At 64.2% G+C, this 24,902-nt stretch carries 26 protein-coding genes; 23 read left to right on the top strand and 3 right to left on the bottom strand.

Annotation, left to right across the window (positions count from 1 at the left end; translation table 11 throughout):
* Positions 1–2: 2 nt before the first annotated feature.
* From IC66_RS0119635 to IC66_RS0119550, 18 genes are all read left to right on the top strand, one after another.
* Positions 3–1,199, top strand: coding sequence for an NADH-quinone oxidoreductase subunit D (locus tag IC66_RS0119635; protein ID WP_038948737.1), 1,197 nt, complete (start codon positions 3–5; stop codon positions 1,197–1,199).
* A complete protein-coding gene (locus IC66_RS0119630; protein WP_038948736.1) occupies positions 1,199–2,164 on the top strand; it encodes an FkbM family methyltransferase in 966 nt (321 codons plus the stop codon). The genes IC66_RS0119635 and IC66_RS0119630 overlap by 1 nt, the downstream gene beginning before the upstream one ends.
* 12 nt (positions 2,165–2,176) lie before the next feature.
* Positions 2,177–2,788 carry an NADH-quinone oxidoreductase subunit NuoE gene (nuoE, locus tag IC66_RS0119625; protein ID WP_018320144.1) on the top strand — a complete coding sequence of 204 codons (612 nt, stop codon included), beginning with the start codon at positions 2,177–2,179 and terminating at the stop codon, positions 2,786–2,788.
* Positions 2,788–2,994 (top strand): hypothetical protein, encoded by a 207-nt coding sequence (locus IC66_RS43520; protein ID WP_028141459.1) that lies wholly within the window; start codon positions 2,788–2,790, stop codon positions 2,992–2,994. The genes nuoE and IC66_RS43520 overlap by 1 nt, the downstream gene beginning before the upstream one ends.
* Positions 2,995–3,009: 15 nt before the next feature.
* On the top strand, positions 3,010–4,335 hold the full coding sequence (gene nuoF, locus IC66_RS0119615; RefSeq protein WP_028141460.1) for an NADH-quinone oxidoreductase subunit NuoF: 1,326 nt from the start codon (positions 3,010–3,012) through the stop codon (positions 4,333–4,335).
* A gap of 5 nt (positions 4,336–4,340) precedes the next feature.
* Positions 4,341–6,416 carry an NADH-quinone oxidoreductase subunit NuoG gene (gene nuoG / locus IC66_RS0119610; protein ID WP_028141461.1) on the top strand — a complete coding sequence of 692 codons (2,076 nt, stop codon included), beginning with the start codon at positions 4,341–4,343 and terminating at the stop codon, positions 6,414–6,416.
* A gap of 10 nt (positions 6,417–6,426) precedes the next feature.
* A complete protein-coding gene (gene nuoH, locus IC66_RS0119605; protein ID WP_038948735.1) occupies positions 6,427–7,494 on the top strand; it encodes an NADH-quinone oxidoreductase subunit NuoH in 1,068 nt (355 codons plus the stop codon).
* 8 nt (positions 7,495–7,502) lie between these two features.
* Positions 7,503–7,997 carry an NADH-quinone oxidoreductase subunit NuoI gene (gene nuoI, locus IC66_RS0119600; protein WP_191093171.1) on the top strand — a complete coding sequence of 165 codons (495 nt, stop codon included), beginning with the start codon at positions 7,503–7,505 and terminating at the stop codon, positions 7,995–7,997.
* Between the two features lie 9 nt (positions 7,998–8,006).
* On the top strand, positions 8,007–8,645 hold the full coding sequence (locus IC66_RS0119595) for an NADH-quinone oxidoreductase subunit J (RefSeq protein WP_018320150.1): 639 nt from the start codon (positions 8,007–8,009) through the stop codon (positions 8,643–8,645).
* A complete protein-coding gene (gene nuoK / locus IC66_RS0119590; protein WP_008547737.1) occupies positions 8,642–8,950 on the top strand; it encodes an NADH-quinone oxidoreductase subunit NuoK in 309 nt (102 codons plus the stop codon). The genes IC66_RS0119595 and nuoK overlap by 4 nt, the downstream gene beginning before the upstream one ends.
* An 8-nt stretch (positions 8,951–8,958) precedes the next feature.
* A complete protein-coding gene (gene nuoL, locus IC66_RS0119585) occupies positions 8,959–11,037 on the top strand; it encodes an NADH-quinone oxidoreductase subunit L (RefSeq protein ID WP_038948734.1) in 2,079 nt (692 codons plus the stop codon).
* Positions 11,038–12,546 carry an NADH-quinone oxidoreductase subunit M gene (locus IC66_RS0119580; RefSeq protein WP_038948733.1) on the top strand — a complete coding sequence of 503 codons (1,509 nt, stop codon included), beginning with the start codon at positions 11,038–11,040 and terminating at the stop codon, positions 12,544–12,546. It begins immediately after the preceding gene.
* A gap of 22 nt (positions 12,547–12,568) precedes the next feature.
* Positions 12,569–14,005 (top strand): NADH-quinone oxidoreductase subunit NuoN, encoded by a 1,437-nt coding sequence (gene nuoN, locus IC66_RS0119575; protein ID WP_038948731.1) that lies wholly within the window; start codon positions 12,569–12,571, stop codon positions 14,003–14,005.
* A gap of 1 nt (position 14,006) precedes the next feature.
* Positions 14,007–14,813 carry a biotin--[acetyl-CoA-carboxylase] ligase gene (locus IC66_RS0119570; RefSeq protein ID WP_038948730.1) on the top strand — a complete coding sequence of 269 codons (807 nt, stop codon included), beginning with the start codon at positions 14,007–14,009 and terminating at the stop codon, positions 14,811–14,813.
* Positions 14,813–16,483, top strand: coding sequence for a ribonuclease J (locus tag IC66_RS0119565; protein ID WP_038948729.1), 1,671 nt, complete (start codon positions 14,813–14,815; stop codon positions 16,481–16,483). Before IC66_RS0119570 ends, IC66_RS0119565 begins: the two co-directional genes overlap by 1 nt.
* A gap of 67 nt (positions 16,484–16,550) precedes the next feature.
* Positions 16,551–16,955, top strand: a complete 405-nt coding sequence (gene mce, locus IC66_RS0119560) for a methylmalonyl-CoA epimerase (RefSeq protein ID WP_028141468.1) — start codon at positions 16,551–16,553, stop codon at positions 16,953–16,955.
* Positions 16,956–16,964: 9 nt separating this feature from the next.
* Positions 16,965–17,240: a DUF1467 family protein gene (locus IC66_RS0119555; RefSeq protein ID WP_028141469.1), complete on the top strand. Its 276-nt coding sequence runs from the start codon at positions 16,965–16,967 to the stop codon at positions 17,238–17,240.
* 48 nt (positions 17,241–17,288) lie between these two features.
* The gene (locus IC66_RS0119550; RefSeq protein WP_028141470.1) at positions 17,289–17,636 is read left to right on the top strand and encodes a hypothetical protein; all 348 of its coding nucleotides are present in this window, start codon (positions 17,289–17,291) and stop codon (positions 17,634–17,636) included.
* Between the two features lie 90 nt (positions 17,637–17,726).
* On the opposite strand, the gene IC66_RS0119545 is transcribed toward IC66_RS0119550, so the two are convergent.
* Positions 17,727–17,990 carry a GlsB/YeaQ/YmgE family stress response membrane protein gene (locus IC66_RS0119545; RefSeq protein WP_028141471.1) on the bottom strand — a complete coding sequence of 88 codons (264 nt, stop codon included), beginning with the start codon at positions 17,988–17,990 and terminating at the stop codon, positions 17,727–17,729.
* Between the two features lie 32 nt (positions 17,991–18,022).
* A complete protein-coding gene (locus IC66_RS0119540) occupies positions 18,023–18,472 on the bottom strand; it encodes a YidB family protein (protein ID WP_028141472.1) in 450 nt (149 codons plus the stop codon).
* A gap of 276 nt (positions 18,473–18,748) precedes the next feature.
* Between IC66_RS0119540 and mtnK the strand changes: the two genes are divergently transcribed.
* On the top strand, positions 18,749–20,038 hold the full coding sequence (mtnK, locus tag IC66_RS0119530; RefSeq protein WP_038948728.1) for an S-methyl-5-thioribose kinase: 1,290 nt from the start codon (positions 18,749–18,751) through the stop codon (positions 20,036–20,038).
* A gap of 163 nt (positions 20,039–20,201) precedes the next feature.
* Here mtnK and IC66_RS0119525 read toward each other — a convergent pair whose 3' ends face one another.
* A complete protein-coding gene (locus IC66_RS0119525; RefSeq protein WP_028141475.1) occupies positions 20,202–21,086 on the bottom strand; it encodes a hypothetical protein in 885 nt (294 codons plus the stop codon).
* A gap of 272 nt (positions 21,087–21,358) precedes the next feature.
* Here IC66_RS0119525 and IC66_RS0119520 point away from each other — a divergent pair, with 272 nt between their 5' ends.
* The 4 genes from IC66_RS0119520 to IC66_RS48350 all read left to right on the top strand — a co-directional run.
* Positions 21,359–22,948, top strand: coding sequence for an ABC transporter substrate-binding protein (locus tag IC66_RS0119520; protein WP_028141476.1), 1,590 nt, complete (start codon positions 21,359–21,361; stop codon positions 22,946–22,948).
* Positions 22,949–23,008: 60 nt separating this feature from the next.
* The gene (locus tag IC66_RS0119515) at positions 23,009–23,932 is read left to right on the top strand and encodes an ABC transporter permease (RefSeq protein WP_038948726.1); all 924 of its coding nucleotides are present in this window, start codon (positions 23,009–23,011) and stop codon (positions 23,930–23,932) included.
* Positions 23,929–24,750 carry an ABC transporter permease gene (locus tag IC66_RS0119510; RefSeq protein ID WP_038948725.1) on the top strand — a complete coding sequence of 274 codons (822 nt, stop codon included), beginning with the start codon at positions 23,929–23,931 and terminating at the stop codon, positions 24,748–24,750. Before IC66_RS0119515 ends, IC66_RS0119510 begins: the two co-directional genes overlap by 4 nt.
* Positions 24,747–24,902 (top strand): ATP-binding cassette domain-containing protein (locus IC66_RS48350; protein WP_038948724.1); only part of this gene is annotated, 156 nt, incomplete at its 3' end. The genes IC66_RS0119510 and IC66_RS48350, both read left to right, overlap by 4 nt.

Here is a 24,902-nt window from a genome sequence, read left to right as displayed (position 1 = left end):
TCATGAACGAGCAACCCGAACAGCTTCGCAACTTCACCATCAATTTCGGTCCGCAGCATCCGGCCGCGCACGGCGTGCTGCGTCTGGTGTTGGAACTTGACGGCGAAGTCGTCGCGCGCGTCGATCCGCATATCGGCCTGCTTCACCGCGGCACCGAGAAGCTGATCGAGCAGAAGACCTATCTCCAGGCGATCCCGTACTTCGATCGGCTCGACTACGTCGCGCCGATGAACCAGGAGCACGCCTTCTGCATGGCGGCTGAAAAGCTGCTCGGCATCGAGGTGCCGCGCCGCGGTCAGCTCATCCGCGTGCTCTATTGCGAGATCGGCCGCATCCTGTCGCATCTGCTCAACGTCACCACGCAGGCGATGGACGTCGGCGCGCTGACCCCGCCGCTGTGGGGCTTCGAAGAGCGCGAAAAGCTGATGGTGTTCTACGAGCGCGCCTCGGGCAGCCGTATGCACGCAGCCTTCTTCCGCGTCGGCGGCGTGCATCAGGATTTGCCGCAGAAGCTGGTCGACGACATCGAGGCCTGGTGCGATCCGTTCCTGAAGGTCGTGGACGACCTCGACCGGTTGCTCACCGCCAATCGCATCTTCAAGCAGCGCAACGTCGATATCGGCGTGGTGCCGCTGAAGGAAGCCTGGGAGTGGGGCTTCTCCGGCGTGATGGTGCGCGGCTCGGGCGCGGCCTGGGACCTGCGCAAGTCGCAGCCCTATGAATGCTATGCCGAGATGGATTTCGACATTCCGATCGGCAAGAACGGCGACTGCTACGACCGCTACCTGATCCGCATGGAAGAGATGCGCCAGTCCATCCGCATCATGAAGCAGTGCATCCAGAAGCTGAACGCGCCCGACGGGAAGGGCCCGGTCGTCGTCGAAGACAACAAGGTCGCGCCGCCGCGCCGTGGCGAGATGAAGCGCTCGATGGAAGCGCTGATCCATCACTTCAAGCTCTACACCGAAGGCGTTCACGTGCCGGCCGGTGAAGTCTATGCCGCGGTCGAGGCGCCGAAGGGCGAGTTCGGCGTCTATCTGATCTCCGACGGCACCAACAAGCCCTACAAGTGCAAGATCCGCGCGCCGGGCTTTGCGCATCTGCAGGCGATGGATCACATCTGCCGCGGCCATCTGCTCGCCGACGTCTCGGCGATCCTCGGCTCGCTCGACATCGTGTTCGGAGAGGTCGATCGGTGATGGGGCAGCAGGCGCCAATCCAGTTTGACCGCGCCTCGGGGGCCCTTGAAGGGGCCAACCTGTGGGAGCGGACGGCTGCCTTGGCGCTGGTGACGGGATCGAAGATCTCCTCGCACTTCTCGCATATGGGTTACATCGCCTGCGCGAATTTGCTGCGGAAGACGCTGCCCGAGCGCAACATCGCGATCAGGCTCAATCCCGACGCCGTGTTCGAATTCCCTTACGGCGACGGCTATTGGAGCAAGCTGCTCAACCGCTCGTACAATTATGAGGACGAGCTCGAGCTCTTGTTCGCCGACTCCGTCGACGTCGACTACACGCTGCTCGATTGCGGTGCCAATTACGGCTATTGGTCGGTGCTGGTGTCGAGCAGGCTGTTCGGCTCGCACAAGGCGATCGCGATCGAGCCGTCGGGGCAAAACTATCCGAAGCTCGCCAACAATGCCCGCGTCAACGGTAATCGCTTCGAGACCATGAAATGCGCGATCGGCGCCAGCCGCGGCACCGCGCGTCTGTCGGGCACCAAGCACGAGGCCTTCAGCATCGCCGGCGATCCCTCCGCGGGCGGTGAGGAGGTGCCGGTCATCGCACTCGACAATCTGATCGAGGACGGCAAGGTCGCAAGCACCGGCAAGTACCTGATCAAGCTCGACGTCGAGGGCGTCGAGATCGAGGCGATCAAGGGCGGCGCGCGTCTGCTCCAGGCCGACAGCGTCATCATGTGCGAGGAGCACGGCAGCGACCGCTCTCATGCGGTGTCGCGCTTCATCCTCGAGCAGACCCCGCTGAAGCTGATCGTGTTCGATCCGCGCAGCAACCGGATGGAGACCGTGACCGAGCTGTCGATCCTCGACCGCATCAAGGTCTCGACCCACGTCGGCTACAACGTTTTCGGCACCGCAAGCGCATTTTGGCAGGACAGGATCGAAGCCCTGAATGCGAAAACAGCGCGCCGCATGCAGTGAGAGATTGAAGAGATGTCCGTTCGCCGATTAGCACCGAAGGAAGTCCAGCCCGCGAGCTTTGCGTTCACGGAGGAGAACCTCGCATTCGCCAAGCAGCAGATCGCGAAATATCCGGCGGGACGTCAGGCCTCCGCCGTCATCGCCATCCTCTGGCGTGCCCAGGAGCAGCACGACGGCTGGGTCTCGGAAGCCGCGATCCGCGTCATCGCCGACATGCTCGACATGCCCTACATCCGCGTGCTGGAAGTCGCGACCTTCTACACGATGTTCCAGCTTGCCCCCGTCGGCAAGAAGGCCCACGTCCAGGTCTGCGGCACCACGCCGTGCCGCCTGCGCGGCGCCGAGGATCTGATCCACGTCTGCGAACACCGCATCCATCACGAGCCCTTCCACCTGTCCAAGGACGGCAATTTCAGCTGGGAGGAGGTCGAGTGCCTCGGTGCCTGCGTGAACGCGCCGATGGTGCTGATCGGCAAGGACACTTATGAGGACCTGACCAAGGAAAGCTTCGGCAAGGTGCTCGACGGTTTCGCTTCGGGTAATCCGCCCAAGCCCGGTCCGCAGAACGGCCGCCAGTTCTCGGCGCCGATCACCGGGCCGACCACGCTGAAGGAGAGCACCTGATGGGTGGTCTCTCGCAGCCTTCGGTGCAGGGGAGTGGTGCCATGAAGAAGTGGGGCTTCATCGCGTTGCACGCCGCCGTGGCGGCCGCTTTCATTTTCCTGCTGCAGCGTTTCAGCCTGAACGCGTCGCTGGAATCCAGTCTGCTCTGGGCGCTGACCTTCGCCGTCTGCGCCGCCGGACTTGCCTACAAGCAGACCATTCGTTGATCGGAAAGCACTGATATGCTCGAGGACAAGGACCGCATCTTCAAGAACCTCTACGGCCTCCACGATTGGGGGCTCGAGGGTGCGCGGCGCCGCGGCGCCTGGGATGGCACCAAGAACATCATCGACAAGGGCCGCGACTGGATCATCAACGAGATGAAGGCGTCGGGCCTGCGGGGCCGCGGCGGCGCCGGCTTCCCGACCGGCCTGAAATGGTCGTTCATGCCGAAGGAATCGACCGACGGCCGGCCGAGCTATCTCGTCGTCAACGCCGACGAGTCCGAGCCCGGCACCTGCAAGGATCGCGAGATCATGCGGCACGATCCGCATCTCCTGATCGAGGGCTGCCTGATCGCGAGCTGCGCGATGAACGCGCATGCCTGCTACATCTATGTCCGCGGCGAGTTCATCCGCGAGCGCGAGCATCTCCAGGCCGCGATCGACCAGGCCTATGAAGCCAAGCTGGTCGGCAAGGACAACGTCAACGGCTGGCCGTTCGACATCTACGTCGCGCACGGCGCCGGCGCTTACATCTGCGGCGAGGAAACCGCGCTGCTCGAAAGCCTCGAGGGCAAGAAGGGCCAGCCGCGGCTGAAGCCGCCGTTCCCGGCCAATGTCGGCCTGTTCGGCTGCCCGACCACCGTCAACAACGTCGAGTCCATTGCCGTTGCTCCGGACATCCTGCGCCGCGGCGCGGCGTGGTTCGCCGGCATCGGCCGTCCGAACAATGTCGGCACGAAACTCTTCTGCATCTCCGGCCATGTCGAGCGGCCCTGCAACGTCGAAGAGGCCATGGGCATTCCGTTCCGTGAGCTGATCGACAAGCATTGCGGCGGCATCCGCGGCGGCTGGGACAACCTCAAGGCCGTGATCCCCGGCGGCTCGTCGGTGCGCATGGTGCCGGCCGAGCAGATCATCGACACGCCGATGGATTTCGACAGTCTGAGCAAGCTGCGCTCGGGCCTCGGCACCGCGGCTGTGATCGTGATGGACAAGTCCACCGACCTGATCCGCGCGATTGCCCGCATCTCCTATTTCTACAAGCACGAGAGCTGTGGCCAGTGCACGCCGTGCCGCGAGGGCACGGGCTGGATGTGGCGCGTCCTCACCCGCATGGCCGAGGGCCGCGCCCACAAGCGCGAGATCGACATGCTGCTCGAGGTGACCAAGCAGGTCGAGGGCCACACAATCTGCGCGCTCGGCGATGCTGCGGCATGGCCGATCCAGGGGCTGATCGCGCATTTCCGTCACGAGATCGAAGCGCGCATCGACCAATATTCGCACAGGGCCGACATCGACGATATCGGCGTCCGCGATCCCGTGAACATGGTCGCGGCGGAGTAAGAAGAATGACCAAGCTCATCATCGACGGCAAAGAGATCGATGTGCCCGCCGAGTACACGCTGCTTCAGGCGTGCGAGGCGGCCGGCGCCGAGATTCCGCGCTTCTGCTATCACGAGCGGCTGTCGATCGCCGGCAATTGCCGGATGTGCCTCGTCGAAGTGAAGGGCGGCCCCAAGCCGGTCGCAAGCTGCGCCTGGGGTGTGCGCGACTGCCGTCCGGGCCCCAAGGGCGAGCCGCCGGAGATCTCGACGCGTTCGCCGATGGTGAAGAAGGCGCGCGAAGGCGTGATGGAATTCCTTCTGATCAACCATCCGCTGGATTGCCCGATCTGCGACCAGGGCGGCGAGTGCGACCTGCAGGACCAGGCGATGGGCTATGGTGTCGACACCAGCCGCTTCGCCGAGAACAAGCGCGCGGTCGAGGACAAATATCTCGGCGCGCTGGTCAAGACCTCGATGAACCGCTGCATCCAGTGCACGCGCTGCGTCCGCTTCTCGGCGGAAGTCGCCGGCGCGCCCGAGATGGGCGCCACGGGCCGTGGCGAGGACATGGAGATCACGACCTATCTCGAGCACGCGCTGACCTCCGAATTGCAGGGCAATCTCGTCGACATCTGCCCGGTCGGCGCCCTGACCTCGAAGCCCTACGCCTTCGCGGCGCGCCCGTGGGAGCTCGGCAAGACCCAGTCGATCGACGTGATGGACGGCGTCGGCTCGGCAATCCGCGTCGACACCCGCGGTCGTGAGGTGATGCGCGTGCTGCCGCGCATCAACGAGGCCGTGAATGAGGAGTGGATCTCCGACAAGACCCGCCACGTCGTCGACGGCCTGCGCACCCAGCGCCTGGACCGGCCCTATATCCGTGAAGCCGGCAAGCTGCGCGCGGCGAGCTGGACCGAAGCCTTCGCCGCGATCGCCGCCAAGGCGGCGCGCACCGACGGCAAGCGCATCGGCGCGATCGCGGGCGATCTCGCCGGCGTCGAGGAGATGTTCGCGCTGAAGGATCTGCTCGCCAAGTTCGGCTCGACCAATATGGCGGTGCAGGGCGGCGACGCCTTCGACCCCGCGCTCGGCCGCAGCTCCTACATCTTCAACCCGACGCTGGTGGGGGTGGAGCAGGCGGATGCGCTGCTCATCATCGGCGCGAACCCGCGGAAAGAGGCGGCCGTGTTCAACGCCCGCATCCGCAAGCGCTGGCGTGCCGGCGGCTTCAAGGTCGGCGTGATCGGGGCCAAGGTCGATCTGACCTACAATTACGATCACCTCGGCGCAGGCACCGAGACGCTCGGTGATCTCGCGGCCGGCAAGCATTCCTTCATGGACGTGCTGAAGAACGCCAAGCACCCGATCATCCTGGTCGGCGCGGGCGCGGCTTCGCGTCACGACGGCGCCGCCATTCTCGCCAGCGCCGCCAAGCTCGCGCTCGACGTCGGTGCGGTCAAGGACGGCTGGAACGGCTTTGGCGTGCTGCACGAGAGCGCCTCGCGCGTTGGTGCGCTCGATATCGGCTTCTCCGCGACCGGCGGCGGCCTGAACGCCGCGCAGATGACGACGTTCGGCACGCTCGACTTGCTGTTCCTGCTCGGCGCCGACGAGATCAACGCGCCTGACGGTACCTTCGTCGTTTATATCGGCACCCATGGCGACCGCGGCGCGCATCGCGCCGACGTGATCCTGCCGGCGGCCGCCTACACCGAGAAGTCCGCGATCTACGTCAACACCGAAGGCCGCGTTCAGATGACGGGCCGCGCCGCGTTCCCGCCGGGTGAAGCCCGCGAGGACTGGGCGATCGTCCGGGCGCTGTCGGAAGCGCTCGGCAAGAAGCTCGGCTATGACTCGCTTTCGGCGCTGCGCCAGGCGATCTTCAAGGCCGTGCCGCACCTGATCCGTCTTGACCAGATCGAGGCCGGCTCGGCCGACCAGATCAAGAAGCTGGCGGGGAAGGGCGGTTCGCCCGAGAAGGCACCGTTCAAGCCGCTGGTCGAGGACTTCTATTTGACCAACCCAATCGCGCGTGCGTCCGCCGTGATGGCGGAATGCTCGCGCCTCGCCTCCGGGCACATGCTGACCGCAGCGGAGTGAGCGTGATCTGATGGAATTCTTCGAAAGCGCATTCTGGACCGGGTTCCTCTGGCCGCTGATCATCATGGTCGCGGAGAGCGTCTTGGTGCTCGTCGTCCTCCTGGTCGCGATCGCCTACATCCTGCTCGCCGACCGCAAGATCTGGGCGGCGGTGCAGATCCGGCGCGGCCCGAACGTGGTCGGCCCCTGGGGCCTGCTGCAATCCTTCGCCGACTTGCTGAAGTTCGTGCTGAAGGAGCCGATCATTCCGGCCGGCGCCAACAAGGGCGTCTTCCTGCTGGCGCCGCTGGTCTCATGCGTGCTCGCGCTTGCCGCCTGGGCGGTGATCCCGACCAATCTCGGCTGGGTGATCTCCGACATCAATGTCGGCATCCTCTTCATCTTCGCGATCTCGTCGCTGTCGATCTACGGCATCATCATGGCCGGCTGGTCGTCGAACTCGAAGTACCCGTTCCTGGCCGCGCTGCGCTCGGCGGCGCAGATGGTGTCTTATGAAGTCTCGATCGGCTTCGTCATCATCACGGTGCTGCTCTGCGCCGGCACGCTGAACCTGTCGGCCGTTGTCGAGGCCCAGCATGTCCGCGGCCTTGCCAGCCTGATCGGGCTGCCGCAGCTCACCATCCTGAACTGGTACGTCTGGCCGCTGTTCCCGATGTTCGTGATCTTCTACGTTTCGGCGCTGGCGGAAACCAACCGCCCGCCGTTCGACCTCGTGGAAGCCGAATCCGAGCTCGTCGCCGGCTTCATGGTCGAGTACGGCTCGACCCCGTATCTGCTGTTCATGCTCGGCGAGTACGTCGCGATCGTCACGATGTGCGCGATGGCGACGATCCTGTTCCTCGGAGGCTGGCTGCCGCCGGTCGACCTGCCGCCCTTCAACTGGGTGCCGGGGATCATCTGGTTCTCGCTCAAAGTCTTCTTCATGTTCTTCCTGTTCGCGATGGCAAAGGCGATCGTGCCGCGCTACCGCTACGACCAACTGATGCGCCTCGGCTGGAAGGTGTTCCTGCCGCTGTCGCTGGCGATGGTGGTCGTGGTGGCCGGCGTGCTGCATTTCGCCGGCATCGCGCCGAAGTGAGGGCCGTCATGGGTATCAACGTCAACGCCACTGCACGCTCGCTTCTGCTGTCGGAATTCGTCTCGGCGTTCTTCCTCGCCATGCGCTATTTCTTCCAGCCGAAGCCGACCCTGAACTATCCGTTCGAGAAGGGCCCGATCTCGCCGCGCTTCCGCGGCGAGCATGCGCTGCGCCGCTATCCGAACGGCGAAGAGCGTTGCATCGCCTGCAAGCTCTGCGAGGCGGTCTGCCCGGCGCAGGCCATCACCATCGAGGCCGGCCCGCGTCGCAACGACGGCACTCGCCGCACCGTGCGCTACGACATCGACATGGTGAAGTGCATCTATTGCGGCCTCTGCCAGGAGGCCTGTCCGGTCGACGCCATCGTCGAAGGTCCGAACTTCGAGTTCGCGACCGAGACCCGCGAGGAACTGTTCTATGACAAGGCCAAGCTGCTCGCCAACGGCGACCGCTGGGAACGCGAGATCGCGAAAGCGATCGAGCTCGACGCGCCGTACCGGTGAGGTGAGGGCATGATCCTTCCCGCGCTGTTCTTCTATCTCTTTGCCGGCGTCTGTGTCGCCTCGGCCGTGATGGTGATTGTCTCGCGCAATCCCGTGCACTCCGTGCTGTACCTGATCCTGGCCTTCGTCAACGCCTCCGGCCTGTTCGTGCTGATGGGCGCCGAGTTCCTGGCGATGATCCTGATCGTCGTCTATGTCGGCGCGGTCGCGGTGCTGTTCCTGTTCGTGATCATGATGCTCGACGTGGACTTCACCGAGCTGCGCGAGGGCTTCATCGAGTACCTGCCGGTCGGCCTCGTGATCGGCGGCATCTTCCTGTTCGAGCTGCTGCTCACCGTCGGCTTCTGGGTCATCAATCCCGGCGTCGCCAAGACGATCACGGCGGCGATCCCGGCCAACGTCTCCAATACCGAGGCGCTCGGGCTCGTGCTCTATACGAAGTACATCCACTACTTCCAGCTCTCGGGCATGGTGCTGCTGGTCGCCATGATCGGCGCCATCGTGCTGACGCTGCGGCACAAGGCGAGCGTGAAGCGGCAGGACATCAACGTTCAGAACGCGCGCACGCCCGACATGGCGATGGCGATGCGCAAGGTGGCGCCGGGGCAGGGGCTCCAGGACTCTGACGCGGCGGAGTGGGTGAAATGACGATCGGGCTCGGACACTATCTGGCGGTCGGCGCGATCCTGTTCACGCTCGGCATCCTCGGCATCTTCCTGAACCGCAAGAACATCATCGTCATCCTGATGTCGATCGAGCTGATCCTGCTCTCGGTCAACATCAACCTCGTCGCGTTCTCGACCTTCCTCGGCGACATCGTCGGCCAGGTCTTCGCGCTTCTGGTGCTGACGGTCGCTGCCGCTGAAGCCGCGATCGGTCTCGCCATCCTGGTGGTATATTTCCGCAACCGCGGCTCGATCGCGGTTGAGGACGTCAATCTGATGAAGGGCTGAGCTCTCAAATGGTTCAGGCAATCGTTTTCCTGCCTCTGCTGGGCGCCATTCTGGCCGGGCTGATCGCGCTGTTCGGCGCGCATGCCCGCAACCCCTCGGGTGACGAGGTCGAGCATCACGGCGATCACGGTCATGGCGATGCCCATGCCGCGGCCGCCCATGACGACCATGGCCACGACGATCACGCCCATGACGACCACGGCCACGGCCCGGTCGAGCCGCCGGCGGCGGGCTCGCGCGGCGCCGAGCTGATCACGACGGGTCTGCTGTTCGTGTCGGCGGCGCTGTCCTGGATGACGCTCGTCGACGTCGGCTTCATGCACCATGACGCCCGCATCCAGCTGCTGCCTTTCATCTTTTCCGGCGACCTCCAGGTCTGGTGGACGCTACGCGTCGACACGCTCACGGCCGTGATGCTGGTGGTGGTGACGACCGTGTCCTCGCTCGTGCACCTCTATTCCATCGGCTACATGGACGAGGACCCGAACCGGCCGCGCTTCTTCGGCTATCTCAGCCTGTTCACCTTCGCCATGCTGATGCTGGTGACGGCGGACAACCTCGTGCAGCTGTTCTTCGGCTGGGAAGGCGTGGGTCTGGCGAGCTATCTGCTGATCGGCTTCTGGTACCAGAAGCCGTCGGCGAATGCGGCCGCCATCAAGGCCTTCGTGGTCAACCGCGTCGGCGACTTCGGTTTTGCGCTCGGCATCTTCGCGATCTTCATGCTGACCAGCTCGACCGATTTCGAGACCATCTTCCATGCCGCGCCCGGCCTGACCGGCAAGACCATCAACTTCCTCGGCTGGCACGCCGATGCGCTGACCCTGACCTGCCTGTTGCTGTTCATGGGCGCGATGGGCAAGTCGGCGCAGTTCCTGCTGCACACCTGGTTGCCGGACGCGATGGAAGGCCCGACGCCTGTGTCGGCGCTGATTCACGCCGCGACCATGGTCACCGCGGGCGTCTTCATGGTAGCGCGCCTGTCGCCGCTGTTCGAGCTCGCCCCGAACGCGCAGGCCGTCGTGATGTTCTTCGGCGCGACCACCGCGTTCTTTGCCGCGACCATCGGCCTCGTCCAGAACGACATCAAGCGCATCGTCGCCTATTCGACCTGTTCGCAGCTCGGCTACATGTTCGTGGCGATGGGAGCAGGGGCCTATTCGGTCGGCATGTTCCATCTGTTCACGCACGCCTTCTTCAAGGCGTTGCTGTTCCTGGGCTCCGGCTCGGTGATCTACGCGATGCACCACGAGCAGGACATCCGCAACATGGGCGGCCTCTGGCGCAAGATCCCCTACACCTATGCGGTGATGGTGGTCGGGACGCTGGCGCTCACCGGATTCCCGCTCACCGCCGGCTACTTCTCCAAGGACGCAATCATCGAGTCCGCCTACGCCTCGCACAATCCGTTTGCGATGTACGGTTTCCTGATGACGGTCGTCGCCGCCGGCCTGACCTCGTTCTACTCCTGGCGCCTCATCTTCAAGACCTTCCACGGCGAGCCGCATGACGAGCATCACTACGAGGCCGCACATGAGGCCCCGCTCTGGATCCTGATCCCGATCGGCGTGCTCGCGGTCGGCTCGATCATCGCCGGCTTCCCGTTCAAGGAGCTGTTCGCAGGTCACGGCATCGAGGAGTTCTTCCGCGAGTCCGTGAAGATGAGCCCGCACATCATCGAGGAGATGCACCACATCCCCGAGACCATCGCCGTCCTGCCGACGGTGATGATGGTGCTGGGCTTCCTCGTCTCGTACCTGTTCTACATCCGCCGGCCGTACATCCCTGTGCAGCTCGCTAAAGAGCAGCCGATGCTGTACCAGTTCCTGCTCAACAAATGGTACTTCGACGAGCTCTACGACATCATCTTCGTCCGTCCGGCGAAGTGGATCGGCTATCAGCTCTGGAAGAAGGGCGACGGCTTCATCATCGACGGCCTCGGTCCCGACGGCGTTTCGGCCCGCGTCCTGGACGTCACCCGCAACGTCGTGAAGATCCAGACCGGCTATCTCTATCACTACGCATTCGCCATGCTGATCGGCGCCGCCGGCCTGATCACCTGGTTCATGTTCGGCTTTGGAGGCCAGTAAATGACAACCTGGCCCATCCTATCGGTCACGACGTTCCTGCCGCTGGTCGGCGCGCTGATCGTCTATCTCAGCCGCGGCGATGACGAGGCGGCCAAGCGCAACTCGCGCTGGATCGCGCTCTGGACCACGCTGATCACCTTCGCGGTGTCGGTGATCCTGGTCATGCGGTTCGACCCGACCAATCCCGACTTCCAGTTCGTCGAGAAGGCGAACTGGCTCGCGACCGGCATCACCTACCACATGGGCGTCGACGGCATCTCGCTGCCGCTGGTGATCCTGACCACCGCCGTGATGCCGTTCTGCATCATCGCGAGCTGGAAGGCGATCACCAACCGCGTCCGCGAATACATGATGGCGTTCCTGATCCTGGAAACGCTGATGATCGGCACCTTCTCGGCGCTCGATCTCGTGCTGTTCTACCTGTTCTTCGAAGGCGGCCTGATCCCGATGTTCCTGATCATCGGCGTCTGGGGCGGTCCGCGCCGGGTCTACGCGTCGTTCAAGTTCTTCCTCTACACGCTGCTCGGCTCCGTCCTGATGCTGCTCGCCATCATGGCGCTGTACTGGAATGGCGGCACCACCGACATTCCGACCCTGATGCACACCGCCGTGCCGCGCTCGCTGCAGACCTGGGCCTGGCTCGCTTTCTTCGCCTCGTTCGCGGTGAAGATGCCGATGTGGCCCGTGCATACCTGGCTTCCCGACGCGCACGTCGAGGCGCCGACGGCCGGCTCCGTGGTCCTGGCCGCGATCCTGCTGAAGATGGGCGGCTACGGCTTCCTGCGCTTCTCGCTGCCGATGTTCCCGCTGGCCTCGCACGACTTCGCGCCGCTGATCTTCACGCTGTCGGCCATCGCCATCATCTACACCTCGCTGGTGGCCTTGATGCAGGAGGACATGAAGAAGCTGATCGCGTACTCCTCGGTCGCGCATATGGGCTTCGTCACCATGGGCATCTTCGCCGGCACCATGCAGGGCGTCGCCGGCGGCGTGTTCCAGATGATTTCGCACGGCATCGTCTCCGGCGCGCTGTTCCTCTGCGTCGGCGTCGTCTACGACCGCCTGCACACCCGCGAGATCGCGGCCTATGGCGGCCTCGTCAACCGGATGCCGCTCTACGCGCTGACCTTCATGGTCTTCACCATGGCCAATGTCGGTCTGCCCGGCACCAGCGGCTTCGTCGGCGAGTTCATGACGCTGCTCGGCACCTTCAAGGTCTCGATCCCGACCGCGTTCTTCGCCAGTTTCGGCGTGATCCTGTCGGCGGCCTACGCGCTGTGGCTCTACCGCAAGGTCGTGTTCGGGGCGCTGGTCAAGCCGTCGCTGGCGAGCATGAAGGATCTGACCCTGCGTGAATGCGTGATCCTGTTCCCGATGATCGCGCTGACGATCCTGTTCGGCGTCTATCCGAAGCCGGTGCTCGACATGTCGGCCGCCTCGGTCCAGCAACTCGTCAACAACTACAACACCGCTGTGACGGCCGTGAAGGCCGCCGCACTGCTCCAGTGATCGGGCAGGTCAGGATATCGCCATGAGCTTTGAGACTGCAGGTTATCAACTGGCGCCGGTGCTGCCCGAGATCGTGCTCGCGATCGGCGCCATGGCTCTGCTGATGCTGGGAGCCTATCGCGGGCAGGGGACGACCGGTGCGGTCACCTCGCTGGCGGTCGTGCTTCTGGTCGTGGTCGGCGTGCTCGAGTACATGCTGCCGGCGGGCAAGCAGGTGACCTTCGGCGGCAGCTTCATCGTCGACGACTTCGCCCGCTTCATGAAGATCCTGGCCCTGATCGGCTCGGCGGTGACGCTGGTGCTGTCGACCGAATTCCTGTCCGACCCGTCGCGCCGGATCTTCGAATACGCCATCCTGGTGCTGCTCTCGACGCTCGGCATGATGGTGCTGATCTCGGCCGGCGACCTGATCTCGCTCTATCTCGGCCTCGAATTGATGTCGCTGGCGCTCTATGTCGTGGCGGCCTCGAACCGGGACAACGCCAAGTCGACCGAAGCCGGCCTGAAGTATTTCGTGCTCGGCGCACTGTCCTCGGGCATGCTGCTGTACGGCGCCTCGCTGATCTACGGCTTCACCGGCACGGTCAGCTTCACTGGTATCGCGGCGGCCGCGACGGTCTCGAATGTCGGCCTCGTCTTCGGTCTGGTCTTCCTGCTCGTCGGCCTCTGCTTCAAGGTTTCGGCCGTGCCGTTCCACATGTGGACCCCTGATGTCTACGAGGGCGCGCCGACCCCGGTCACCGCCTTCTTCGCGTCGGCGCCGAAGGTCGCCGCGCTCGCCGTGTTCACCCGCGTCACGCTCACCGCTTTCCCGGGCATCGTCTCGCAGTGGCAGCAGATCCTGGTGTTCGTGGCGATCGCCTCGATGGCGCTCGGCTCCTTCGCCGCGATCGGCCAGAGCAACATCAAGCGCCTGATGGCCTATTCCTCGATCGGTCACATGGGCTTCGCACTGGTCGGCCTTGCCTCCGGCACGGTCGAGGGCGCGCAGGGCGTCCTGATGTACATCGTGATCTATGTCGCGATGACGCTGGGTTCGTTCTCGATCATCCTTGCCATGCGCCGCAACGGCCAGGCGGTCGAGCAGATCAGCGATTTCGCCGGCCTGTCGCGCACCAATCCGCTGCTCGCCTTCATGTTCGCGATGCTGCTGTTCTCGCTCGCGGGCATTCCGCCGCTCGCGGGCTTCTTCGCCAAATGGTACGTGTTCGTCGCCGCCATCAAGGCAAACCTGTTCACGCTCGCCGTCGTCGGCGTGCTGACCAGCGTGGTCGGCGCCTACTACTATCTCGCCATCGTCAAGACGATCTATTTCGACGAGCCGGCCGGCCAGGTCGATCCGGTGCGCGTCGAGGTGAAGACGGTGCTGGCGGTCTTTGGCCTGTTCAACATCCTGTTCGCGCTGTTCGCAGGTCCCGTGGTGAGCGTCGCCTCCGCCGCGGCAAAGTCGCTGTTCTAGGATGGGGTTCGCGCTCGGTCCTCGCGCATCATCCGCGGGCTACAGGCTCGCGGCCTTCGAACGGACCGGCTCGACCAATACCGAGGCGATCGAGCAAGCCAGGCGCGGCGAGCGCGGCCCGATGTGGTTCGTCACGTCGGAGCAGACCGCCGGCCGCGGCCGCCGTCAGCGCGCCTGGATCGCGCCGCGCGGCAATCTCGCCGCCAGCATCCTCGAAGTCATGGACGTGGCTCCCGCCGTCGCCGCCACCCTCGGCTTCGCCGCGGGCCTCGCCGAGGAGGCCGCGCTGGAGAAGGTCAGCCTCGAGGCCGCAATCCGCCTCGGCTCTGATCGTCCGCGCTACGCCCTGAAATGGCCGAACGACGTTTTGGCCGGTGGCAAGAAGCTGGTCGGCATTGGCCTCGAAGCCGAAGCCATCGACGACCGCCTTGCCGTCGTCGTCGGCATCGGCACCAATGTCGTCGCAGCGCCCGAGGGCATGCCGACGCCTGCGGTGTCGCTGGCCGCGCTCGGGGTGCAGATCAGTGCGGAGGAACTGTTCTCGGCGCTCTCCGACGCCTGGGTCGAGTTCCGCGGCATCTGGGACAATGGAAGCGGCTTTGCCGCGATCCGCAAGCTGTGGCTGGAGCGCGCCGCGGGGCTCGGCGAGCGGGTCGCAATCCACACGGGAGCGATGACGCTGGAAGGCATTTTTGACACGATCGACGACACCGGCTGCCTGATCGTCCGCACTGCGGAGGGCCGCCGCGTGCCGGTGGCCGCGGGCGAGGTGTTCTTCGGTTCGGCCGCGTCCGTAGGAGCTGCGTGATGGCGAAGCCCGAAGAACTGGTGTTTGCGCCGCTGGGCGGCGTCGGCGAGATCGGCATGAACCTGTCGATCTATGGGCTCGGCAGCCGCCAGCAGCGCGCCTGGATGGCGGTCGATCTCGGCGTCTCCTTCGGCGACGAAGAGCACCTGCCGGGCATCGACCTGATCATGCCCGACATCAGCTTCCTGGAGAAGGAGCGAAAGAACCTGATGGGCCTGGTGCTGACCCACGCTCATGAGGACCATTTCGGCGCGATCATCGACCTCTGGCCGAAGCTGAAATGCCCGATCTACGCGACGCAGTTCAGTGCGGCCCTGTTCGAGGCCAAATGCGCTGCCGAGCGCAACGCGCCGAAGATCCCCGTGACGGTGGTGCCGTCCGGCGGCCGCGTCGACGTCGGCCCGTTCAACGTCGAGTTCATTCCCGTCGCGCACTCCATTCCTGAAGCGCATGCGCTGGCGATCCACACCTCGGCCGGCACGGTGCTGCACACCGGCGATTGGAAGATCGACCCGACCCCGACCCTGGGAGCTCCGACCGACGAGAAGCGCCTGCGCGAACTCGGCGAGGAGGGCGTGCTCGCCCTGATCGGCGATTCCACCAATGCGGTGCGCGACGGCCGCTCGCCGTCCGAGGCCGAGGTCGCCCGGACCATCATCGATCTGGTGAAGGCCGCCAAGGGCCGCGTCGCGGTGACGACCTTCGCCTCCAACGTCGCGCGCATCAAGGCCGTCGCGGCGGCGGCGAAAGCTGCCGACCGCGAGGTCGTCGTGGTCGGCCGCGCCATGGAGCGCGTGGTGCAGGTCGCGCGCGAATGCGGCTATCTCGACGGCGTGCAGAATTTCCGCTCACCCGAAGTCTACGGCCATCTGCCGCAGGACAAGGTGCTGGCGCTGTGCACCGGCAGCCAGGGCGAGCCGCGCGCGGCGCTGGCGCGCATCGCCAATGACGACCATCCCGAGATCACGCTGAACCGCGGCGATAGCGTCATCTTCTCCTCGCGCACGATCCCGGGCAACGAGAAGGCGGTCGGCTCGATCATCAACAATCTGGTGCTGCAGGGCGTCGAGATCATCACCGATCGCGACCATCTCGTCCACGTCTCCGGCCATCCCCGCCGCGACGAATTGCGCGACATGATTGGCTGGGTGAAGCCGCAGCTCCTGATCCCCGTCCACGGCGAGGCGCTGCATCTGAACGAGCACGCCAAGCTGGCGCGCGCCGCCGGCGTGCCGCGCGTGCTGGTGGTCCGCAACGGCGACCTGATCAAGCTCGGCCCGGGCGATCCCGGCATCATTGGCGAAGTGCCTTCCGGCCGCCTCTACAAGGACGGCACGATCCTGGAGGATTCCAAGTCCCGCGCCGTGGTCGAGCGGCGGCGCATGGCGTTTTCCGGCTGTGCCTTCGTCGCCATCGCCATGACCGAGCAGGGCGAGCTGGCCGACGATCCCGAGGTCGATCTGGTCGGCATCCCCGATAAGAACAGGGCAGGCGAGCCCTTCGACGACCTCGTCTTCGATGCCGTGGTCTCCACCATCGAGGGCCTGCCGAAGGCGCGCCGCCGCGACCCCGACGCATTGGGCGAGTCTGTGCGACGTGCTGTCCGGGCCGTGATCAACGAACATTGGGGCAAAAAGCCCCCCTGTCTGGTACACGTACTGACAGTATAATTTGGGCATGATCTTCTCGGAAAACCGCTTCACATTTTTCCGGATCTTGCCTTAGGGGAGAAGACACATGCTGGGCCGGCTCAACCATGTCGCGATCGCGACCAAGGACGCCGTCAAGGCCGCCAGGATCTATGGCGCCGCGTTCGGCGCCGAGATTTCGGAGGCTGTCGCGCTGCCAGAGCACGGCGTGACCACCGTGTTCGCGACGCTCCCCAACACCAAGATCGAATTCATCGAGCCGCTCGGCGAGACCTCGCCGATCGCAAAATTCCTCGAGCGCAATGCCGACGGCGGCATCCACCATGTCTGCTACGAGGTCGTCGACATCGTCGCCTCGCGCGACACGCTGGTGAAGGAGGGCGCGCGGGTGCTCGGCGACGGCGTGCCGAAGATCGGCGCCCATGGCAAGCCGGTGCTGTTCCTGCACCCGAAGGATTTTTCCGGCGCGCTGGTCGAGATCGAGCAGGCATAGGGCCGAACCATGGCCATCCAGATCTCAACCGCGATCGCAATCTACTTCGTCATCTGGTGGGTCGCGCTGTTCCTGACGCTGCCGTTCGGCGTGCGCAGCCAGCACGAGGATGGCGTCGGTGCGCCCGGCACCGACCCCGGTGCGCCGATCCTGACGCGGATGGGCCGCAAGCTGATCTGGACCACCATCATCTCGGCGATCATCTACGGCCTCGGCCTCGCGGCCTATCACGCCGGCTATCTCTCGATCGAGCGCCTGTCGAAATTGATGGGAATGCCTTTCTAGACGTTCTTGCTAGACGTTTTTGCCGACGACATTGTTTGGGGGGAACGAATGACTTTTCAGAGGATCGTCATTGCACTTCTGGTGCTGATCGTCGCCGGCATCGGCGCCATCGGCTATTTCGAATGGCGGATGGCCGCGCAGGTGCGCACCCTGAAGGCGTTCGTCGAGGGCTATGTCTTCAACGAAGCCGTGATGGCCTGCGAGCAGGCCAAGAGCTCGACGCCGTTCAAATGGAACGGGGGCAAGAGCACCTCGGTGATCGGCCTGAACTCGGCCAAGCTGGACAAATACACGGTCAGCGCCAGCTACACGCTGGTGGCGGACAGCGTCTACTGTGATTACGATCCGATCAAAAGAAAAGCCGAGATCGGCTCCAGCTTTTTGGAGCGGGAGTAACGATCCGGCGCTGGCAGGCATGAGCGCGCCGCCGCCTGCTCGATGCGGCGCGAGTTCGCGCACGCCCGATCGGCCGCTTACGCAGTCGGGCTAGATCGCTCGGCGTTGTCGGCCGGCGATGAGCCCGTAGACGAACAGCACGATGATCGCGCCGACGACTGCACCGATCAGTCCCGCACCTTCTTCGGCACGATACCAGCCGAGCGCCTGCCCGAGATAAGTCGCAACGAAGGCGCCGACGATCCCGAGGATGGTCGTCAGGATGAAGCCGGACGGCTCGTTGTCGCCAGGCATGATGAACTTGGCGATCACGCCGGCGACGAAGCCGATGATGATTGTCCAGAGAACACCCATTTCCACACCTCTTCCAGGTTAAGCGGCAACAGCTATGCCTCAGGCAGACGTCCATCCGGCGTGTATTTGTCGACCGCCGAGGGCAATTCCCGGGATAGCCTTGTGAGGATCTCGTCTTGCGAGAGCCCCGTCTGCTGTTCGAGCTTCTCCAGAACGTCGGAGCCGATCGCATTCCTCAGCTCAGGCGACGAAATCTCCTTGTTGGGTCCGGGCTTCACCCATGAATCGGCGACTTCACCCTGGCCGTTCTGGTTGAACCGCTCCAGGAGCTCGCCAATACCGCCATTGAGCAGGCCCCCGATCCCGCCCGCGCCGAGCATGCCGCCCAGATTGCCGAGCACTCCCCCGGGCGGCTGCTGACTGCCCGCGGACGAGCCGCCGGTCGCACCTTTCAGCAGCTCAGCCAACTTGTCGCGGTTCTGATAGCCAGCCATAGCCAGCATCGCCAGAAGGGCAGTCATGGAGGGCATCCCGCGGTTCATTGGCAACTCCTTTAAAATCTCAGAAACGCAAAACTGTCTCAGCCCGCTTGTGTTCCAAAAATCGGCAAATCGTGGGCTCGCGACCGCGCGGCCCGGCCTGGTCGCCCGACACGGAGAACTTTGCCTGCAACTGCTCCTGGCGTGCGCCGGCGACACTCATGTGGCGGACCGCCTTGATTGCGATTACGATCCGATCAAAAGAATGGCCGGGATCGCCCAAGCTTCCCAGGAGCGGGAATTGCGATCAGGCCATGCCAAGCATGGGGTGGGATCGTCATGACCGGGGACCGGGCAGGGGACTATCGAATTCTGCATGAAGCGGCGCTGCGGGATTATCTGGCAGGCTTCCCTGATATCGCCGCACTCCTGGGCGGCGAGCCGGCCTCATGGGAGATCACCGAGGTCGGCGACGGCAATCTCAATCTCGTCTTCATCATGAAGGGCGCGCGCGGCGGCGTCGCCGTCAAGCAGGCGCTGCCTTATGTCCGCCTCGTCGGCGAGAGCTGGCCGCTGCCGCTGTCGCGGGCCCATTACGAATATCTGGCTCTGTCCCGGCAAGCCCAGCTCGCGCCCGGCCTCGTGCCGGCTTTGCTGCATCACAACGAGGCCCTGGCGCTGACGGTGATGGAGCTGCTCGAACCCCACATCATCATGCGCAAGGGGCTGGTTGCGGGAACGCAATATCCAGGCTTCGTCGGTGACATCACCACCTTCATGGCGCGAACGCTGTTCTTCACCTCCGACCTCACGCTGTCCGCGGCCGAGAAGAAGCAGGGCATCGCCGCGTTCGCCGGCAACCATGCGCTCTGCAAGATCACCGAGGATCTGATCTTCACCGATCCCTACCGCATCGCCGAACAGAACCGCTGGACTGCGCCGTATCTCGATGCCCTCGCTACAAGCCTGCGTGATGACATGGAGCTGCATGTCGCGATCTCCCGGCTGAAGCTGAAGTTCATGGCAGGCCCCGAGGCGCTGCTCCACGGCGACCTCCACACCGGCTCGATCATGGTGACGGACAACCAGACGCGGGTAATCGATCCCGAATTTGCGTTCTATGGTCCGATGGGGTTCGACGTCGGCGCCGTGATCGCCAACCTCGTGATGGCTTATTTTGCCTCCGCCGGCCACGAGCGCTCACCGGGCGAGCGGGCTGCGTTCGAGGCCTGGGTGCTGGAGACGGTCGAACAGGTCTGGAACGAGTTTGCACGAAAGTTCCTCGACCTCTGGCGGGCGAATGGCACCGGTGATGCCTATCCGGTCTCACTCTTTGCCGGCGCGCAGGGCGCTGCGCGCCTGGAGGCCGAGCGGCAGGTCTACATGCAGCGTCTGTTCGCCGACACCGCCGGCTTCGCGGCCGCAAAGACCATCCGCCGCATCTTCGGCCTTGCCCACAACATCGATTTCGAGCTGATCGAGGACCCGAAGAAGCGCGCCGTCAGCGAAGCCCGCGCGGTGCGGCTCGCACGGGCGATGATGGTGGAGACGGGGACGTTTCGGACGATCGCCGACGTTACGAGTGCTGCGCGAAAACTGCGGGATTGGCAGCCGGAGCTAGCGGGTTGAAGACGTCGCGAAGGATGGACCCGCATACTCCGTCATTGCGAGGAGTCGCGACAAAATTGCGTAGCAATTTTGCGCTAATGCGACGAAGCAATCCAGACTGCCACCGAGATTCTGGATTGCTTCGCTTCGCTCGCAATGACGGGGAGGGAGCGCAGGCTGGCCCTCAATACAGCCGCATCGGCAGCGGGACGCCCTCGGGTCCGACCAGCAGCCCCCAGGTCTCGTTGACGGCGACCTCGAACGCACGCGTCTGGGCCGCGCTGCCTTTGAGCTTGAGGGTGATCTTGTACTTGCCCGGCGGCAGATCGATCTTCTGGCCATCAGGCAATTTGTCCGCGGCGGCGTCGGAGTCCATCAGGTTCTCTCCGGCGTGAGCCGCCAGTCTGATGGTTCGCTCATTGACCGTGATGTCGGCCGCTTCATCGGTCTTGTTGCCGAGCAACAACATCACTTGTCCCGGCGCCGGCCGGATTTTGGCCGTGGCGGCCAACGGCTTGCGCAGCGCAAGGTCGGCGATCGTTGTGTTGTCCTGACGGACGAGCCGGAGCAGCGCCGGCCCGTCCGACGTCGTGAAGGCGACAACGGCCCTGTCTGGCTCGACGACGGCACCGTCGTTCTCGGTCCAGCCGCGTTTTTCGAGTGCAGCGCGATAGAAGCCGAGCACGGCCTCGAGACCGAGCGGCGTCTCGACGTGAGCCGACCTCATGAAGGGCGAATTCTTCGCGGTCATCAGGGCCCAACGGTCGACCAGCGGCAGGCCCATGTCGTCGGACATTTTGGCCTCGAATGTCCGGCCCGTGGCTTGTGTCAGAAGCCCGATAGTGCCGCAGAGCAGGCGCTCGCCAAGATAGTCCGGGGCGCAACGGTCCCTTGTCGCCCACCATGTATCGTCGACAAATCCGCTTGACCGCTTGGTGTGGGACCAATTGATTTGAATGTTTTTCGTCGCGCCGTCGCGGGCAGGGTCCAGCGTGACGGGGATCGCCATCGCCGCTGTCGCGGCGACCAGACTGCCGGCGAGCAGAATACCTAGCGTTCGGCGGGTCATTTTTTGCGCGATCCCTTGGGCTCAGATAACGATCCTGAGCTTGGTCGCGTCGATCACGGAAAATGTTCACTATCCCTGGTCGCCGGATGACGCACCGCGTCAATCGACGGCTTGCATCGCCGGACGGATGCAACCTGACTTCCGGGTCCTCCATCGAAGAGCCGCCTTCCGGAACTGACATTGGTCTCCATCAAAAACGAAGCTTGCGCTCGACGGGCAACGAATGATCAAATCCCTGATCGGAATACCTGCGCTGGTGGGGACACACACACATGATGTTCAGGATGATGGCGATCGTCGCGGGCTTGGGACTGGCGCTCGCTGGATCTGCGGAGGCCCAGACGCCGCGCAAGGGCGGAACCATCCGCATGACAGCGCCCTATGGCTCGAGTTTCACCAGCCTGGACATTCACACCACACAGCGCGCCCAGGACGAGATCTACGCCAAGGCGCTGCATCGTTCGCTCTACATCTGGAATTCCGCGGAAGGAAAGCCGGTCCTGGAGCTTGCCAAGGAGGATGTGGTCTCGGGCGGAGGCCTCGTTCACACCTTCAAGCTGCGCGATGACGCCTATTTCCACCATGGCCGCAAGATGACGGCCGACGATATCATCTGGTCGTACACCCGCATCATGGACGGCACCAAGGCCTATCCCGGCGCGCGGTTTGTCCGCGTGATCGAGGGCGCGGCCGCGGTCGAAAAGGGCCAGGCCAAGGAGATCTCCGGGCTGAAGAAGATCGACGACCTCACCGTTGAGATGAAGCTGACCGAGAAGGTCGATCCCGGCTTCTACTTCTTCACCGCGCTGACCTCGATCTATCCCGCCGACGAGGGTGCCAAGGAGAGTTTTATCCAGAAGCCGATCGGTCTCGGGCCCTTCAAATTCGTCGAGCACGTACCGGGATCGCGCATTGTCCTGGAGCGGTGGGACCGGTTCTACAAGCCCGGCAAGCCCTACGCCGACAAGATCGTCGTGTCGATCATGGGCGAGGCCGCGGCGCGCGATGTCGCTTTCCGCAACAAGGAGGTCGACACCTCGGTGCTCGGGCCCGCGCAATATGTGGCCTACCAGTCCGACGCCAATCTCAAGGGCACCATCGTCGAGGTCGCCGAGGTCTTCACCCGCTACATGGGCATGAATCCGTCATTCAAGCCGTTCGCCGACAAGCGCGTGAGACAGGCGATCAACTACGCGATCGATACCGACCTGATCATCAACAAGCTGGTCAAGGGCAAGGCCTATCGCGCCACCAGCTGGCTGCCGCTGACCTCGCCCGCTTACGACAAGGCGATGAAGCCGTACGCTTACGATCCCGCCAAGGCGAAGCAGCTGCTTAACGAGGCCGGCTATCCCAACGGCTTCGAGTTCGAATGGACCACCAGCCAGAACGAAAGCTGGGGCTTGCCGATCGTCGCGGCCGTGATCCCCATGCTGGACAAGGTCGGCATCAAGGCGAAGGTCAAGCAGGTTGAGACCGCGGTGCTGGCGGAGGTGGTTCGCACCGGCGACTACCAGGCCTTCATCTATTCCCAGGCGAGCGGCCCCGATCCCCAGGCGGCCCTCAAATGCTTCCACTCGTCGACGCCGCAGCCAGCCTGCAACTACATGATCTTCAAGAACGCCGATTTCGACAAGATCGTCGACGAGGCCGGGCAGGCCGACGACCCGGCAAAGCGCGCCCAGCTGCTGCAAAAGGCCAATGCGCTGCTCTATGAGGAGGCTCCGGTCTGGTTCTTCAACTACAACAAGGCGGTCATGGCGGTTCAGCCATGGCTCAAGGGGATTCAGCTCAATGCGACGGAGCTGACCCATCAGAACGTCGAAGACCTCTGGGTCGACGAGACCTCGCCCGCGAAGTGACATGCGCTCTCGCGCTCCCTCCGTCGCCACAGACGATGGAGGGAGAGAGGAAAAGTGCCGATGCTCTCCTTCCTGTTCCGTCGCCTGCTGCAGACCGTTCCGACCGTGCTTGCCGTCGTGCTGCTGGTGTTCGTGCTGTTCAGCGTGGTTCCCGGCAGCATCGTCTCCTCCATGAGCGACGACAGCGATCCGCAGGTCGAGCTGCGCATGAAGAAGCAGCTCGGCCTCGACGATCCCGTTTACGTGCGTTTCGGCGTCTACATTGCCAAGCTCGCGACCGGGGATTTCGGCACCTCGTTCCGGACCCGCGAGCCTGTCACGACCATGATCGCCAAGCGGGCTTGGCCGACGCTGCAACTGATCTTCGCGGCCATGGCGTTTTCCGTCGTGATCGGCGTGCCGCTTGGCTTCATCGCAGCCCTGCGGCCGGGCGGAATCGTCGATACGCTTGCCATGGTCGTCGCGGTGTCGGGCCTTTCCATCGCCAAATTCTGGCTCGGACTTGTTCTGATGTACCTGTTCGCGTTGAAGCTCGGCTGGCTGCCGAGTTTCGGCTATGGCGACGGCGGACTGAAATATCTGCTGCTGCCGGCCGTGACCCTCGGCGTCTCGCCCATGGCGCTGTTTGCCCGGACGACGCGCGCCGCGGTCCTCGAGATCATGACCGCCGATTTCGTCCGCACCGCGCGCTCCAAGGGCATGAGCGAGACGCGGGTGGTGAAGTGGCATGTCATGCGCAACGCGCTCGTCATCATTCTCACCACCGTCGGCCTGCAATTCGGTGGCCTGATGGGGCAGGCGGTCGTGGTCGAGAAACTGTTCTCATGGCCAGGCATCGGCTCATTGCTGGTCGACAGTGTCTTGCAGCGCGACATTCCGGCGGTCCAGGGCTCCATTCTCGTGGTGGTGCTGGCCTTTCTCGCGATCAATCTGCTGATCGATTTGCTCTACGGCGTGATCGATCCCAGGATCAGATACGCATGAAGCTCCGCGCCAATCTCGTCATCGGTGGGGTGTTGTTCGCGCTGGCGATCCTGGTCGGTTTGCTCGCGCCCTGGCTGGCGCACACCGATCCCGTCATGGACGCGAATTTGATGAACGCGGAGGAGCCCCCGAGCTGGACCTGGTGGTTCGGGACCGACGACCAGGGCCGTGACATCTATTCCCGCGTCGTGTACGGCGCGCGGGTCTCGCTGACGGTCGGTATCATCTCTCAGCTCATCAACAGCGTCATCGGCGTGGCCCTGGGGCTGAGCGCCGGCTATTTCGGCGGCTGGTGGGACGATATCGTCAACGCCCTGACCAACCTCATGCTCGCGATCCCCTCGCTGATCTTCGCGCTGGCGATCATGGCGGTGCTCGGACCCGGCCTGACCAGCCTGCTGATCGCACTCGGGCTGACCAACTGGTCCTTTACGTGCCGGATCGCGCGGGCCTCGGCGCTGTCGCTGAGGAGCCAGGGTTACGTGCAGGCTGCGACCGTGCTGGGCTACGGCGATCTGCGCATCATGATCACGCAGCTGCTGCCGAACATGCTGGGCCCCATCATCGTTATCGGCACGCTGGGTATGGGCAGCGCGGTGTTGTCCGAAGCCGCATTGTCGTTCCTCGGCCTCGGCGTCCGTCCGCCGTTTCCCAGCTGGGGCAGCATGCTGTCGGAGGCCCGCGAGCAGATCACGACGGCGCCGTGGCTCTCGGTGTTTCCGGGCCTGGCCATCTTCCTGACGGTGCTTGGCCTCAACCTGCTCGGCGATGGCCTGCGCGACATTCTCGATCCCCAATCGCGGAGCCGGCGGACATGACCGGCGCGCCGCTGATCGAAGTCGAGGATTTGCGCATCGATCTCGACGACGGATCGAGGCGCGTCGCGGCGGCCGAGGGCGTTTCGTTCCGCATCTCACGCGGCGAGACGTTCGGCCTCGTCGGCGAATCCGGTTGCGGCAAGAGCATCACG

Origin of the sequence: Bradyrhizobium genomosp. III, assembly GCF_000261705.1 — a bacterium.
Lineage (GTDB): Bacteria > Pseudomonadota > Alphaproteobacteria > Rhizobiales > Xanthobacteraceae > Bradyrhizobium > Bradyrhizobium ottawaense.
The sequence above is the reverse complement of the archived record's forward strand: the minus strand, read 5'-3'. Positions and strand labels throughout refer to the sequence as shown.